The following is a 15,349-nucleotide window of genomic DNA, read 5'->3' as shown; positions in this document are numbered from 1 at the left end:
ATATACAATGGCCATCAAAGTAACACTTAGACAAAAGAAAATATCCAAAGCAAGAAAGAGCCTTTATTTAGACTTCTATCCATCGATTCCCAATCCTAAAACTGGAGAGCCAACGAGGAGAGAATTTTTGGGTCTATATATTCTAGAAAAACCCAAGACACCCTTAGATAAGCAAAGCAACAAAGAGACCCAACAATTAGCCGAGCAGATTAAGCAAAAGAGAAAAAATGAGTTGAATAAACCGGAAATATATACCGAGTACGAAAAGGAACGGCTAAAAGCTAAGGAGAAAGGGGAACAGGATTTTGTTGAATATTTCAAAAAATTGGCTAGGAAACGCAAATCTTCAAATTATGACAATTGGATGTCATCAGTTAATTATTTGGTTTCTTTCACAAACGAAAAGTTAAATGGCTCGGTTCTCCTTTTTTCTGATCTGAATCAATCTGTTGTTGAAGAGTTTAGGGATTATCTACTTACTACTAAAAGTAGGAAAAGTGATAAAGTCACATTGGCACAGAATTCAGCCTTGTCCTATTTCAACAAAATCAAATCTGCTCTTAAACAAGCATATAAGGAAGGGATTTTACAATTTGATCTTAACGCCCAGATAGAATCAATAAAAGAGGAGGATACTCAAAGGGAATATTTGACGCTCGAAGAACTGAACCAATTGGTGAAAACAGATTGTAAGAATCCTTTGCTGAAACAAGCTGCTCTTTTTTCAGCTTTAACCGGTTTGGCATTTGCAGATATTCAAAAACTTACCTGGAGTGCATTGGAATTTGTAGAGGGGCAAGGGTATTTTGTGAAGTACAGGAGGAAGAAGACTAAAAGAGTAGATATTCTTCCTGTTCCAGACCAAGCAATTGAGCTACTTGGAAAGAGCGGCGATCCTGCTGATTTCGTCATAGTCGGTTTGAATTATTCGGCATATCAAAACCAGTTATTGGCCCAATGGATTAAAGCTGCAGGAATAAAAAAGAAAATTACGTTTCATTGTTTTCGTCATACTTACGCAACACTCCAATTGGCCAAAGGAACTAATATATATACCGTATCAAAAATGCTCGGGCATAAGGATCTGAAAACGACTGCGATATATGCCAAAATTGTAGATCAGGCAAAACGTGATGCCGCCAAACGAATAACACTTGACCTATGAAGGATTCTTTGAAAAGCTTGAGTGAAATGAACTGGAAATTAGATAAGGTTTATCGATTAAGGTTGAAAGATGATCCCTTATTTACTGGACCCGTTTACGAATCGTATTGCCTCGACGCAAAGGAAAATAGTGTTTGTCTAATTGTTAGAAAAAATGGTAAATCAGTTCCAATTCATAATCCTCAATTGGCTATGATTCTGGAAACTAGGGAAATTGGCATTTACAACGCAAAGAACAAAAGCTGGATAAATGTGGATGGTACTGCTTATTTGAATGCATATATAAAAGGCTTTGAAGAGGGTGAAGTAGATTTTGACAAGCGCTATGGGAGTATTGAGTCAAATCTTTATGGAAATAATGCTACGGAATGTGTGTTGGAAATATGTAATCAATATTATCATGTTGGTCGAAATGATAAATCTGGTTGGGACTATGGTAGAAGTAGCGTCCCGAAGACCATAAGTCAAAGAATAATTTATGAGTATGGTTACTATACCGCACATGTTTTTTGTGCAGATAATCTAATGAATAGACATAGGATAATATTTGATAAAATCCTTTATAATGATGTTAGTAAAAATGAACATGTTCACCATGATCTACTCAAATCTAATGCTGAAAAAATAAATGCTAAACTAGTTGATTTTGGCTTTTTTGAATTAGCTAAAGTAAAAGTGTTATCTGCCGAAGACTGTAGTAAGCTCATTGGTATGATAGTTGAAAATCAATTATCATACGTCATTGCAATGTTTGACTTTTTGGGCTTTATTAGACATCTGGATAATGAATATTTCAAGTTAAAGGGAAAACGAAATAATGAAATATCCAAATGGTTTCAATCTGACAAAGATGGTAGGGCCATTAGGGGATATATTAATTCTCTTTCAAAGAAACCAGAAGGTAAAGACCGATATAAGGCATACTTACATAAAGAAAAAGTACAAAAAGACTATCAAAGATTAAAAAAGGGAGTACGCCCCCATTGATGCCCAAAAATGCCCACCACACCATTGCAATAAAAAGCGATGGAACATATCACATTTGAAAAATTACCTATAGCGGTACAAGAGATCCAAAATAGGCTAAGCAATATTGAGAATCTTCTTTCTCAAAAACACACTTCAGTTCAGAAAATAGAAGATGAGCTTCTTACAGTGAAGGGAGTAGCTGATTTCTTGCAGCTTTCAGTACCAACCATTTATGGACTTATTTCCAAGGGCGAACTACCTGTGATGAAACGATCCAAGAGATGCTATTTCTCAAAGAAGGACATAATGGATTACCTCAAAAAAGGGAAAAGAAAATCGACAGAACAAATTTCGACAGAGGCCGACCAATACTTGCATAATAAGTAATGAGATGACTTCGATCCCGAAAAACACTGTTTTCCACGGCAACAAAATCTATACATTAGCACAAAGTCGGACAGGTTTGGGCAATCCCAAAACTATTGAGGTCTTTGGTAAAGGTTCTGATCTATCCAACATTGAGGCTATGAATGGTCGAGCAAAATGTAAGACTATTACTAGAAGTTTAGTACTCAGCATGATTGATGTTGCCATAGAACGAGGTGATTTTCATAACGTCCAACCACTCTGGAATACCTTTCATTGTCAGAGCGATGTAATCACAAGTAATGGAAGGCTATATGGGAACTACTGCAAAAATAGGTTTTGTACTCTGTGTAACAGAATAAGAAAAGCAGGAATACTGAATAGATATATGCCAATTATTAAGCAATGGCCGGAACCTCATTTTGTTACTTTAACCGTCAAATCCGTACCAGGTCACAAACTAAAGTCATTTATTGAAAATGGGGTATTAAGAGCTTTTTATGAGATAAAAGATGCTCAAAGGCAAAGGTTCAAACGGGGTAAAGGAATTAAACTCAAAGGAATAAAGTCTATAGAGAGTAATTTCAACCCAATCAAAAAAACTTACAATCCACATCTACACATCATCGTCCCTGACAGAGAAACCGCTGATTTACTTAGAAACGAATGGATTAAAAAATGGACCTGGGATGAAGTTAAATACTTCATGGATAGAAGGAGAAAGGACTTTATTGATCCACGTGCACAAGATATTAATAAGATTAAGGATTTAGAAAAAGCATTAATTGAGACAGTAAAATACAGTGGAAAAATATTCACAGAACCAGATCCTAATAACAAAAAACCAAAAAGGTTGCGTAAAATATATGCTAATGCCCTCTACATAATTTTTGATGCATTCAAAGGTCATAGAGTATTTGATCGTTTTGGTTTTGATCTGCCAAAAGTCGAGGATTACGAACCAGAACTTCATGAACTAACAGACTACAAAACTTGGCAGTTCGAAACTTGTCTATGCAATTGGTATAGTGAAGAGAGAAATGAAATCTTAACAGATTTTAGTCCACCAATGGAACTGTTGCAGATGATTACCGACATAGATATAGTAATGAAATAGGCGTCTATTTATTTCACAATTTGGTTCGTGAATAATTAGCTTGTTAATATCCTCGCAAAGACTCCAGGTCTTGCCAAGCGCTAACAATTTTATTAATTGAATATACAAATACGCCGTTTCCATATACATACTGCTTTTGCACACCGTTAGGAACAGCTGTTGTATTTGTGCTTCTTGGATGGCCAATTGATTGGAATAATGCTTTTTCAGACATGCCAATGAATATGTTTCCTTCTTTTATATACTCCACCTCTTTAGATGTGAAATTTGCATGCAGGTATTCTTCATAGGCCTTTTTCTCCTTTTGCGTTTCAAGCATCTTTTTTTCATGAACCTCATTTGCACAGGTATAGTCAAAGAGTATTAACTCTTTACGAGCTATGGGATATCCTGTAAACCCTTCTTCCTTTGTGCCGTCTTCATTTACTTCTTTGAGCAGTAAATGAAATTGATCCTTATCAGGATTATATTTAATCATGCTAGCCTCACCATAGCTTATCGGTTTTGACAAGTCAAATTCATAATCAACGTTTACAACAATTTTTTTACCAACAATGGAATCGGGTAGCTTATAATTTACCTTTTCATTTTGCAACTTGACGTTTGTCGCAATTGGTTCTTTTGCCTCATGGATATATCCTGAATACACGAATTGATCATTGCCTTCTTCGTCAGTAAATCTTAGATTTTGGTGACTGTCTTCTAGAAAAGTCAAATTCATTCCAATGAGATGATCAATGTATTTTGTGGCCTTTCTAGGATTTAGATTTGCTTTCATTGATTCAGTCCATTTCTTGTAGCTATGGGGTTCCTGCTTTTTAGGAGGTGTTCCCTCGGTTAGTCTTTTTTGCTGAATCAAATCTGACTTTAGCTGTACAACGTCACCTTTTCTTAAATCCAGACTAAGAATATCTACCTCCTGGTAAAGTAGTGTTTCGGGTATGAAGTTGAATTTTTCGATTTGACAGTTTTCATATTCTTGGCCAAAAGAAGCCATTGAAATGGTTAGAAATATGACTGACATAAACGACTTTTCGATTAAATAGCTCATACTTAAAATTACTACTAAATGAGCATTACAGTGCTCAACTTTCTAATAAAATGAAATCTATTTTCGATATGTGGAGAATGAGATCAAACAACGTTTTGCCAATGTCCTTGCTAGACTTAGAAAGGAAAAGGGGATAAGCCAACAAACCCTGGCAACCTTGTGCGATTTAGAGAGGGCCTACATTAGTAGGTTAGAAAGAGCTTTGGTTCAACCATCATTAACCAGTATTGTCAAAATAGCTGATGGCCTAGAAGTGAAACCATCTTTTATTCTATCCGAATTCGAAAAAGAAAAACAGTTCTAAATTTTCTTGCCATTAGGTATCCTCAATAGATTACTTCAATTGATTTTATTGCCAATTGTTGCTAGTCTTTATATTAATGTTTTACTTCATACCAGCATTTTGAGATTTATTAAATTAGCTCGAAATGTGACCCTCCCAATTAGACATTTCTAGCATTTTTATAACACAAGATTATGGCGAAAGCAGATATAGATTTTGAAAAAGAATTGTGGGACGCAGCTAACGAACTTAGAGGTGCGGTTTCAGAAAACAATTATAAGAACTATATCCTTCCGCTAGTGTTTCTCAAGCACATCAGTGAGAGATACGAAATGGTGCACGAAGAGTTAGAAGGACTCATTCAAGATCCCAAATCAGAATACTATAGCACCTACGCAGACGAAATCAGCTACGTCTTGGATGACCCTGACGAATACCGTTCAAGGAATACCTTCAAAATCCCAAAGACTGCCTCTTGGCAACACCTAAAAGACAATGCAGAGCAAGACGATATCAAAGTCATTGTAGATGATGCTTTTGACGTCATCCAAGAATTATTAACCGCTTACAATCCTCAGTTGAATAATATCCTTCCAAGAATTTTTGTGCGAAGTGAATTGTCGCCCAAACAAACAGGAGGGATCATTAACTTGCTTTCACACCCAAAATTTTCCGAAAAAGAAAACCCAGAAAGCGACATTCTCGGTCGAATTTATGAGTACTATATTGGGCGCTTCGCCATGGCCGAAGGATCAGGTGCAGGACAATTCTTTACTCCTGGAAGTATTGTACGATTACTCGTAGAAATTCTTGAACCATACAAAGGGCGTATCTTCGATGCAGCTTGTGGTAGTGGTGGCATGTTCGTACAGAGTTTGAAATTTGTGAAAGAACACGGCGGCAACAAAAGCGACATCTCCATCTATGGACAAGAGATGACCGCCCAGACCTTACGACTGTGTCTGATGAATCTCATGCTTCGTGAGTTATCATTCGACATCAAACTAGGCAACTCATTGCTGGATGATAAGTTCCCGGAACTGAAGGCAGACTACATTATCGCCAATCCTCCTTTCAATGTCAGTAATTGGCATCCCGAGGATTTGCCAGATGCAGACCCTCGTCTGTTTGGACCCAAAGAAGAATTTACCACAGACGGCAGTGCCAACTACATGTGGATGCAAACCTTCTGGCATCATCTCAGTGATACGGGGACGGCAGGCATAGTAATGGCCAACGGCGCCATGACCTCCAACACCAAAGGAGAGAAAAACGTGCGCCAGCACATGGTGGACAACGGTATGATCGATGCGATTGTACGACTACCTGACAAGCTTTTCCTCACGACGGGTATCCCCGCTTGTATTTTCATTCTGAGTAAAAATCGAGATGGTAAGGACGGCACCCATCGAGAGCGCAAAAACGAAATCCTCTTCATCGACGCCTCTAAAATGGGCACCATGGCCAGCCGTAAACTCCGAGTCTTCTCCGACGACGACATCAAAAAAATCGGCGACACCTACCACCTTTGGAGAAAAATCCCCCTTGAGGGGGACAAAGGGGGTGAGTACACCAACACCCCCGGCTACTGCCACTCCGCCACCCTCTCTGAAGTCCAAAAACAAGACTACAAACTCACCCCAGGCATCTACGTGGGTACAGAAGCTGAAACGGACGACGGCATTCCTTTCGAAGAGAAAATGGAAGGATTGAAGGCCAAACTCTCTCAACAATTCGAAAAAAGCTATGAGTTGCAGAAAAAAATAAAATCTAACCTTTCGAAAATCTAAATATGGTTAACCTGACTGAACAATTTGATGTAATAAAAAAGAACTACAAATCATTATGGACTGATCTAATTGAATGGAAAGAATCGATCAAACTATCTTCCGTGTTTGACTTTTTGATTCATCGAAAATTCGTAATTTTTTCGATCTCTGTATTGCTTGTTTTAGGATTGAAATCACAATTTGAAAGCCTGTTGAACGCCCTGTTAGTTGACAGTATTTACAAAGAGATAAAATTCAATATTGGGTTTGATTTTGTATTTCTCCTTTTTACGCTAATCATAATTACCTTCTTGGCTAAAAAAGCAAGCAAGTTTTACAGGGCTTCTTTCACAGAGGTTTGTTTGAGTATTGGATTGGTTTTGACATACTCATACTACAGAATAGGTGATAATGTATGGGATTTTGAGCCATTTAGAATAGAAATGCTCTCTTTTTTAGCCTATTTAGACCTATTACTTCTTCCAACTTTTTATCCAATTTTGATATTGATTTCATTTCATTTGTTTCAATATACCTCCTCCGGTATTGGTAATTTGTTTTTGGAAGATATTCCCATATCTAAAAATAGAAACGATATTCTTAATCGAAAACCTCTTGCTATTGAATTAGCACAGAAGGTTGTTGATCAAAAATTCAAAAAATCATTTTCAATAGGGATTTTGGGTAAATGGGGTACGGGAAAATCTTCTTTTATGTCATTAATTCAGGACGAAATATCGTACATAAAACCAAACGCTCTTATTATAAACTTCAATGCTTTTTATAATCATGATGCAAAAGATATTATTAAGGAGTTTTTTACAATTCTAAGCATTGAAATAAGTGTTTATAGCGGAGCTCTTTCCAGCAATATTATTATATACAGAGATTACCTTATTAATCTCATTAGTTCCAATTCTATAAAAAACATTAAAGGTCTACTAACTCTACTCGCATCAGAAAAAGAGCAATCAGTGTTTGCTCAGTACAAAAAAGTGAATGATGCACTTAAAAAGTTAGATAAGCAAGTACTAATTTTTATTGATGATCTGGATAGGTTAAGACACACTGAAATCATTGAAATCCTTAAGATAATAAGAAATACGGGAGACTTTTCTAATACTGTATATTTCGTAGCATTTGATAAAAATTATATTACCAAATCATTAGAAGATCATTCTTCATACAGTGATGATAAATTTATTCAAAAGTATTTTCAATATGAATTTGTATTGCCCCCAATCAAAAAAGAATTGTTGAGAAAAAGGTTTATTGATATAATTTCTAATCGTATAGAGGATTCAAGTCTAACAGCAGAAGGAACAATTATTAACCCAGAAAAATATGTCTCATCAACAATATTTGATTCACAAATTCAAACGATGAGGGATGTGACCAGACTAGCCAATAATTATTGTTTTGAATATCAAAGGGTGTCAGGAGAAGTAGATGTTGACGACTTCACAAAACTGATGATACTGAAAAGTAAATTTGCTTCTGTTTACGAAACCATCTCTCATAACAAACAAGTGTACATAGATTTTCATGGGAATGAACTTAAGTGGCAAGAGGAGAAAGGTAAAAAGCTAATTTCAAATTATTTAGAAGAGTCTAAGCTGTTTAGCACAGTTGACATTACTGAGATTGATGAATTATTAGAATCATTATTCCCTGATTCAATCGTTAATTCTGAACCAAATCATCTTTCCATTCGTCATCCTAAAAATATTGATAAGTATTTTTATTTGGACCTATTATCTGGGGACATTTCTAATGTAGAGTTTATTAAATCTTTTAATTCAGATTTTTCCCGCTTTGACAAAAGTATTTCCAAATGGATCAAAGAAGAGAAACACTATTTGGTTATAAACAGAATATCAAGCGAACCTCTCGATTCTAAGATAAAAATTTTTAATGCTATACAAGGGCTAATTCACATAGCTAAAAGCAGTGATGATTACTATATTCATAAAAAGGTCATAGATACTCTCGGAAACATTATTGATTTTAATAGGTTCATGGAGGAGAATCTGGTAGAAGATAAAGCTGAAATCGGACAATTCATCTTTGCAAATTATCTAAAGAAAGCAACTGCTCCATTCTCTTTTGAAAGGGAGTTGATTTATCATGTTATCAATGATAACCCTTCCGAAGATAATGTTCATTGGGGAGTTTCCTTGAAGGATTATCAATCAGTGATGCAAAATTATTTTAACACTTATCTTGATAGCCTGTCCGCTTCTACTTGGGAAGTTTATAGACTCTATCACAAAGTATATGATATTGGAGTTGTTGAACCCACCAATCTGAAATTGAAAACCTTTCTTAAGGAAACAGATTACAAGCAATTTTTGGCTGATATTATTGATAAAGATGCATTCAATAAAGTCTATAATATCAGTTCTATAATTCTGAAAATATTTGAGTACTATAATGCCTTTACAGAGTTTTTAAATGAGTTGCCTGATAGTGAGGAGTTGAAAGAATTTAAAGTTTTTAACGAATTGCTCTCATATCACGAGTATAATTCTCAAATATACTTTGATTTTAAGCACATAAATCTTCGGTTTAAAGATGACAGGCGTTTTGATAGTGATCCAAGAAAAGAGTTATATATCAAGGTAGAACATCAAGGGCTATTCGATAAAATAGAAAAGGATTCGGTCAATATTATATCGAAGTTCAACCAATTACACATTCAAGTTCTCAAATTCAATTGTATTGTAATTCGAGATCGAAGCGGTCAAAAAGACGCCGGATTTAAGAAAGACGTAATTCATCTTTTTGAGAATACAGCCTTGGAGATTTCAATTAACCTTAAGAGAGATGATTCTGCTGACGGTGTTTTCAAGAGAGGAATAACGCTGTTCCGTCACGATGAAGAAAATGCTGTTGAAATTAAATGGTATCAAATCAAATCCTAATGCCTAAAAACTGGAAAACATATAAGCTCAAAGATGTCTGCTCCAAAATTGGTAGTGGAGCTACGCCAAGAGGAGGAAAAGAAGCCTATAAAGAAGAAGGTATTACATTGATCAGAAGTCAGAATGTATTAGACTTTTCATTTTCTACTAATGGACTTGCTTTTATAGATCAGACACAAGCCGATGCTTTGAAAAATGTGATCATTGAATCGAGAGATGTTTTAATCAATATTACTGGAGATTCTGTAGCTAGAGTATGTCAAGTGCCTGATGAGTATATCCCAGCTAGAGTTAATCAGCATGTTGCTATTTTAAGGGCAAATGAAGAGTTGCTTTGTCCGGAATTGTTGAAGTATGTTTTACTCACACCAAAGTACAAAGATCTATTATTGACTTTGGCAAGTGCTGGTGCAACCAGAAATGCCATCACCAAAGTCATGTTGGAGGATTTCGAAATCACCATCCCCGAATCCATCCCCGAACAACGCGCCATCGCATCCATCCTCTCCTCACTAGACGACAAAATTGAGCTCAACCTCCAAACCAATAAGACCCTCGAAGAAATGGCCATGACCCTTTACAAACATTGGTTTGTAGATTTTGGACCTTTCAAAGACGGGAAGTTCATCGACTCTGAATTGGGACCTATTCCTGAGGGGTGGGAGGTGAAAAGTGTGTACTCATTAGCGACATTTATAAATGGTGCAGCATTTAAGGGGAAAGATTTTGTAGAGGATAAAGGTCAAGGTTTACCAGTAATTAAAATAGCTGAGATTAAACAAGGAATCACATCTCAAACGATGCATTCTAACAAAAAATTAGATGAAAAATATATAATTGAAAATGGTGATATACTATTTCCATGGTCAGGTAATCCTCACACATCATTAGGGATTCATTTATGGGATAAGAAAAGAGCACTTTTGAATCAGCATATTTTTGTTGTACGGCCAGATCCAGAAGAACGATGTTTTGTTTTCAACTCTCTTAAATACTTACTTCCAACGTTTATCAAGTTAGCTACCCATAAACAGACAACTGGTCTAGGTCATGTAACTGTTTCAAATTTAAAAGAGTTGAAGGTGCCATTTCCAGATACTGCTATGATTGAAACCTTTAATTATGAAGCTGGACCAATAATGGATTTGATTTATTCAAATCAAATTGAAAACCAAACCCTCACCGCCCTCCGAGACACCCTGCTCCCCAAGCTCATCAGCGGAGAAGTTAGAGTCAAGGATGTCGAACAAACCCTATCCGAAGTGCTATGAAAGAGATGAAGGAAAGTATGGTGCAAAATGCCGCCATCGAGTGGCTGCAGGGCTTGGGTTACACGCATCAGGAAGGAAACAGTCTCACCCGTGATCTGAAAAAGGTCGTGCTAGACGAAGAGTTAAAGGGTTTCCTGCAGCGCACCTATCCAGACGTGCCCGACACCGCCATCCATGAAGCCATGGCCATCTTCACCCAGCACGAGGGCATGGATCTGGATCACCGAAACCAAGACTTTCACCGCAAGATGACTCAAGGCATCTCCATCTCATGGAAGGATGCCCAAGGCAGAGAACTCGCCAAGCACCTGTACCCGATCAATTACGACCAGCCAGAAGCGAATAGCTTTATCTGTGCAGATGAAGTCAGTATCGAAGGCAAAAACAACCGTAGACCAGATCTGATTATTTTCATCAATGGTCTGCCAGTCATCGTCTTTGAGTTCAAGAACATGTTCGATGCAGAAGTCGGGGTGGACAATGCCCACCGACAGATCGGACACTATACCCAGGACATTCCGCAGCTCTTCGACTACAATGCCCTCACCATCATCTCCGATGGCATGGAGGCACTCCACGGCATGTACAAGGCCCCCATGGAATGGTACGCCCCATGGAAGAGTATAGATGGATCGGATACCCAGCAGCAAGTGTCGCTACAGCTAGAAACCATCCTCAAGGGACTCTTCCCCAAAGCAACTTTGCTCAACTATCTCAAAAACTTCATCTTCCACGAAGACCACAACGGCAAGATCATCAAGAAAGGCGCCAAGTACCATCAGTTTTGGGGCATCAACCGTGCTGCCCAAAGTGCCCTCACCAACATGAAACCAGCAGGCGACGGTCGTCTTGGGGTGATCTGGCACACACAAGGTTCGGGCAAGAGTATCTCTATGGCAATACTGACAGGCATATTGCGTGGCTTACCCGAGCTCAAGAATCCAACGATTGTGATCCAGGTAGATCGCTCCGATCTCGACCAGCAGCTGTACGAAAGCTTTGTGCTTTGTAAGGACTTGGTAGGAGATGTACAACATGCTGAAACCACCGATGAACTCAGAGCTTTGCTCAGTACTGATGGTGGCGGCGTAATCTTCACCACCATAGAGAAGTTCCGACTCAAGGACCTGGACGAAGGCAAGGAAATCACCCATCCTGTATTGTCAGACAGATACAACCTCATCGTGATGGCCGACGAAGCACACCGGACCCAGTATGGATTCAAGGATGGTGGCTTTGCCCAAAACATCCGAAAGGCATTGCCCAATGCTTCCTTCATAGGATTCACAGGTACACCCGTAGATGGCAAAGGTGCCGATACGGAGTTGGTCTTTGGTGAGACCATCCATACCTACGACATCAAACAAGCGGTAGAAGATGGCGCCACCGTTCCGATCTACTACGAACCCAAGATGGTGCCCCTCAATATCAAGACGGGCTACAATGAGCTATTAGAATCCATCACCGAGGACGAAGACGAAAGCACCCATGCCGTATGGGCTGCCATAGAAGATGCGGCAGGAGCAGAAGACCGTGTCAAGACCGTAGCAAACGATATTTTAACCCATTTCACGAAGCGTACTGCTTCCTTGGATGGCAAGGCCATGGTAGTCTGTATGAGTCGCAAAAACTGCGTCAAGATGTATGATGCCTTGACGGCATTGGTCGGATGCCCGGAAGTAGCCGTCATCATGACTAGCAACATCGGCAAAGACCCTGAGTCTTGGAATCCCCACGTCCGCACCAAGGATGCCATGGAAGCGGTCAAAAAGCGATTTAGAAAAGTGGACGACCCGCTCAAGATTGTCATCGTCCGTGATATGTGGCTGACAGGCTTTGACGCACCATGCGTGCATACCATGTATGTTGACAAAGTCATGAAGGGGCACAACCTCATGCAAGCCATCGCCCGAGTGAATCGAGTCTTTGAAGACAAACCCAGTGGCTTGGTGGTAGATTTCATTGGCATCTCAGGTTTCCTAGCCACCGCCACCAAGAAGTACACAGGCAGTGGCGGAGCGGGTCAGCCGACCTTGGACATGGAAGCTGCCGTCAACTTGTGTTTGTTGCAGCACCAAGAAGTATGTCAGTTGATCGGCGGGCTAGATCAAGAAGCGATCAAGGCCATGAGTGAGGGCGAATTATCTATTTGGTATGTCAATACAGTCAATGAGCTGCTATCATCAGATCAAAAGACCGACGAGTTCCTCGTAGAAGAAAAGAAGCTCACAGAACTAGTCGCCATGACCAACTCTGACAAGCGGATTTGGGAGATACAAGAGGATGTAGTATTGATACAGAAAATCCGAAACGGCATCCGAAAGATCAAGTACCCACCCGGTGCACAGCGCAAGAAAAACGACCGCATTAAAGACCTGATCAGTCAGTCGCTTCAGTCCAACAAGATTGTAGACCTCGCAGACATGTACGGGTTGGACAAGATTGATATCTCTATTGTCGATGATAAATTTCAAGCCATCGTTAAAGAGAAAGGGCAGGAAAACATCAAGATCGAAATCCTCCGTCGCATTATCAACGATGAGGTCAAGGTACGCAGTGTCAAGAACACAAGGAAAGCCAAGAAGCTCAAAGACGAACTAGAAAAAGTCCTCAGCAACTATCACAAAAACAGCCTCGACTCCATCGCCGCCATCAAGCACATGCTCGACATAGCCGAGGAGATGAAAAACGAAGACAAGCGAACCAAAGAGCTTGGACTAGATGAGGACGAGTTGGCCTTCTACGACCTATTGGCCGCCAACGAAAAGATCTTAAACCAAGAAGGTCCAGTCCAAGACCTAGTACATAAAGTGGTGGCTTCTGTCAAGAAGAACCTCCAGCTCGACTGGACCAAAAAAGAAGACGCCAAAGCAGCCATTCGCCTGGCTGTCAAAAAAGAACTAAAAGGAAAAGTCCCATTCTCTACTCTCGACGAATTATTGAAAGAAGTCATCGAGCAGGCCGAGGGTCAGTATAAGGATTGGCCGATGGAAGGGTAAAACTTAACTAATTGATAATCAGTTCATAATTCAATCTATTTCAACCAAGAACCAGTCTAGCTGACATAAAATCATTCACATTTTAAGATAGATTAATGTATATCCCTATAGTAGATCTATTGTAATTGTTGTATGCAGGAATAATTTCGTTTATAAACTTAATTATGTATATTGTAATTGCAGCATATTGAGTGACCATACTATTAACCTACCTATATGAAATTTAATAGCTGTCTAATCCTTTCTATATTTTTTTTAACAGGCACATTTTTCTCGGAAGCCCAAGAATTAGAAATCACTCACATAAATATTGGTCAAGGGTCTTCCACTCTGATTCAAGGTCCAGACAGCAGTGGGCAGAGAATCTCAGTACTTTACGATTGTGGACAAACCTTAACAAAGGGAAGCCCTAAGGATGGAGGGAAAATCATATATGATGTGCTTTCAAATAAGGGTATCAGCGAACTGGACTATTTGATAATATCACATTATGACGCTGATTATTTAGGAGGTATCGTGTTCGGTACCAATAATTCTCATAGAACTAGTTTCGCTCTTGGACCAAATAATGTCCCTGGTAATCTTGGAGATGACGATGGAAATGGGAAAAAAGATTGGCTAGATTCTAATAATGAAAAATTTGATTTTCCTGAATGGGGGCTGGGTGATGATATTAAAATCAAAAAAATTATCGATCGTGGAGATAAGAAGCCATCTAACTCGAAAACATTCAAAAAGTACAAAATCTTTACTGAAGCTACAAAAAGAGTATCACTCGATAGTTTGGATGATATACAGGATTTTGTAATTGATTTAGGAGGAGGTGCAAAAATGACTTGCCTTAGTGCAAATGGGTTTGTACTAGGCAAAGGGAAGGTTGATAAGGCTGAATCTGAGAATGAGCGTAGCATCTCTTTCTTGATTGAATTTGGAGCATTCGATTATTTATTAGGTGGGGATTTGATTGGAAAGCGTGGAACAGCTCAGGGCCCAGAAGATGCCAGACTAGAGTACTATGTTGGTAAATATTTGACTGATAAATCGATTAATATTGATGCATTTCAAGTGAACCATCATGCCGCAAATAATACATCTGAATTAGGTTTTTTGAACTTAATCAAAGCGGAAGTCGCAATTGCTTCTGTTGGGAAAAATGGGTATGGTCATCCTCACCCAGATAATCTCGAACGCCTACTTAGTTCTGGAGTTAAGGGAGTATATCAGACAAATAAAGGAAAACCAGCTTGGACACTTTCTGACTATGTTAAAAGCAGACAGGTTATTACAAATGACCATGTTGTACTGATTACAAATGGTGTTTCTTATCGCATTAATGAAGATGTATATATCTGCGATAATTGAAGAGGCATTTGATATAAAGATGACCAGCCTCTGATAGCATCTAGCCAGTATAAAAAATATTATAAACTTAACTT

General features: G+C 38.6%; 10 protein-coding genes. 9 read left to right on the top strand and 1 reads right to left on the bottom strand.

Annotated elements, in window-relative coordinates:
* Positions 1-7 precede the first annotated feature (7 nt).
* From ABJF11_RS15380 to ABJF11_RS15365, 4 genes are read left to right on the top strand one after another with little or no spacing between them, the layout of a single operon-like run.
* Positions 8-1,165, top strand: a complete 1,158-nt coding sequence (locus ABJF11_RS15380) for a site-specific integrase (protein WP_348120869.1) — start codon at positions 8-10, stop codon at positions 1,163-1,165.
* Entirely contained in the window at positions 1,162-2,151 is a 990-nt protein-coding gene (locus tag ABJF11_RS15375; protein ID WP_348120867.1) for a hypothetical protein, read from the top strand. The genes ABJF11_RS15380 and ABJF11_RS15375 overlap by 4 nt, the downstream gene beginning before the upstream one ends.
* 39 nt (positions 2,152-2,190) lie before the next feature.
* Positions 2,191-2,520: a helix-turn-helix domain-containing protein gene (locus ABJF11_RS15370; RefSeq protein WP_348120864.1), complete on the top strand. Its 330-nt coding sequence runs from the start codon at positions 2,191-2,193 to the stop codon at positions 2,518-2,520.
* Positions 2,521-2,524: 4 nt separating this feature from the next.
* Positions 2,525-3,616 carry a protein rep gene (locus ABJF11_RS15365; RefSeq protein WP_348120861.1) on the top strand — a complete coding sequence of 364 codons (1,092 nt, stop codon included), beginning with the start codon at positions 2,525-2,527 and terminating at the stop codon, positions 3,614-3,616.
* Positions 3,617-3,659: 43 nt separating this feature from the next.
* Here ABJF11_RS15365 and ABJF11_RS15360 read toward each other — a convergent pair whose 3' ends face one another.
* Positions 3,660-4,667: a hypothetical protein gene (locus ABJF11_RS15360; protein ID WP_348120860.1), complete on the bottom strand. Its 1,008-nt coding sequence runs from the start codon at positions 4,665-4,667 to the stop codon at positions 3,660-3,662.
* 477 nt (positions 4,668-5,144) lie between these two features.
* Between ABJF11_RS15360 and ABJF11_RS15355 the strand changes: the two genes are divergently transcribed.
* The 5 genes from ABJF11_RS15355 to ABJF11_RS15335 all read left to right on the top strand — a co-directional run bounded on the left by ABJF11_RS15355 (position 5,145) and on the right by ABJF11_RS15335 (position 15,275).
* On the top strand, positions 5,145-6,740 hold the full coding sequence (locus tag ABJF11_RS15355) for a class I SAM-dependent DNA methyltransferase (protein ID WP_348120859.1): 1,596 nt from the start codon (positions 5,145-5,147) through the stop codon (positions 6,738-6,740).
* A 2-nt stretch (positions 6,741-6,742) separates the two neighbouring features.
* Entirely contained in the window at positions 6,743-9,643 is a 2,901-nt protein-coding gene (locus ABJF11_RS15350; RefSeq protein WP_348120857.1) for a P-loop NTPase fold protein, read from the top strand.
* On the top strand, positions 9,643-10,914 hold the full coding sequence (locus ABJF11_RS15345) for a restriction endonuclease subunit S (protein ID WP_348120855.1): 1,272 nt from the start codon (positions 9,643-9,645) through the stop codon (positions 10,912-10,914). The genes ABJF11_RS15350 and ABJF11_RS15345 overlap by 1 nt, the downstream gene beginning before the upstream one ends.
* Positions 10,911-13,913 carry a type I restriction endonuclease subunit R gene (locus tag ABJF11_RS15340; protein ID WP_348120853.1) on the top strand — a complete coding sequence of 1,001 codons (3,003 nt, stop codon included), beginning with the start codon at positions 10,911-10,913 and terminating at the stop codon, positions 13,911-13,913. The genes ABJF11_RS15345 and ABJF11_RS15340 overlap by 4 nt, the downstream gene beginning before the upstream one ends.
* A gap of 216 nt (positions 13,914-14,129) precedes the next feature.
* A complete protein-coding gene (locus tag ABJF11_RS15335) occupies positions 14,130-15,275 on the top strand; it encodes a hypothetical protein (RefSeq protein ID WP_348120852.1) in 1,146 nt (381 codons plus the stop codon).
* Positions 15,276-15,349 lie beyond the last annotated feature (74 nt).

It is taken from the genome of Reichenbachiella sp. (genome assembly GCF_039941815.1).
Lineage (GTDB): Bacteria > Bacteroidota > Bacteroidia > Cytophagales > Cyclobacteriaceae > Reichenbachiella.
Note: the sequence above shows the minus strand (reverse complement) of the source record. Positions and strands in the feature narration are given on the sequence as shown.

Excerpts from the sequence above, each read along its gene's own strand:
- ABJF11_RS15380 (WP_348120869.1), top strand. The coding sequence starts at position 8 with ATGGCCATCAAAGTAACACTTAGACAAAAGAAAATATCCAAAGCAAGA.
- ABJF11_RS15375 (WP_348120867.1), top strand. The coding sequence starts at position 1,162 with ATGAAGGATTCTTTGAAAAGCTTGAGTGAAATGAACTGGAAATTAGAT.
- ABJF11_RS15370 (WP_348120864.1), top strand. The coding sequence starts at position 2,191 with ATGGAACATATCACATTTGAAAAATTACCTATAGCGGTACAAGAGATC.
- ABJF11_RS15365 (WP_348120861.1), top strand. The coding sequence starts at position 2,525 with ATGACTTCGATCCCGAAAAACACTGTTTTCCACGGCAACAAAATCTAT.
- ABJF11_RS15360 (WP_348120860.1), bottom strand. The coding sequence starts at position 4,667 with ATGAGCTATTTAATCGAAAAGTCGTTTATGTCAGTCATATTTCTAACC.
- ABJF11_RS15355 (WP_348120859.1), top strand. The coding sequence starts at position 5,145 with ATGGCGAAAGCAGATATAGATTTTGAAAAAGAATTGTGGGACGCAGCT.
- ABJF11_RS15350 (WP_348120857.1), top strand. The coding sequence starts at position 6,743 with ATGGTTAACCTGACTGAACAATTTGATGTAATAAAAAAGAACTACAAA.
- ABJF11_RS15345 (WP_348120855.1), top strand. The coding sequence starts at position 9,643 with ATGCCTAAAAACTGGAAAACATATAAGCTCAAAGATGTCTGCTCCAAA.
- ABJF11_RS15340 (WP_348120853.1), top strand. The coding sequence starts at position 10,911 with ATGAAAGAGATGAAGGAAAGTATGGTGCAAAATGCCGCCATCGAGTGG.
- ABJF11_RS15335 (WP_348120852.1), top strand. The coding sequence starts at position 14,130 with ATGAAATTTAATAGCTGTCTAATCCTTTCTATATTTTTTTTAACAGGC.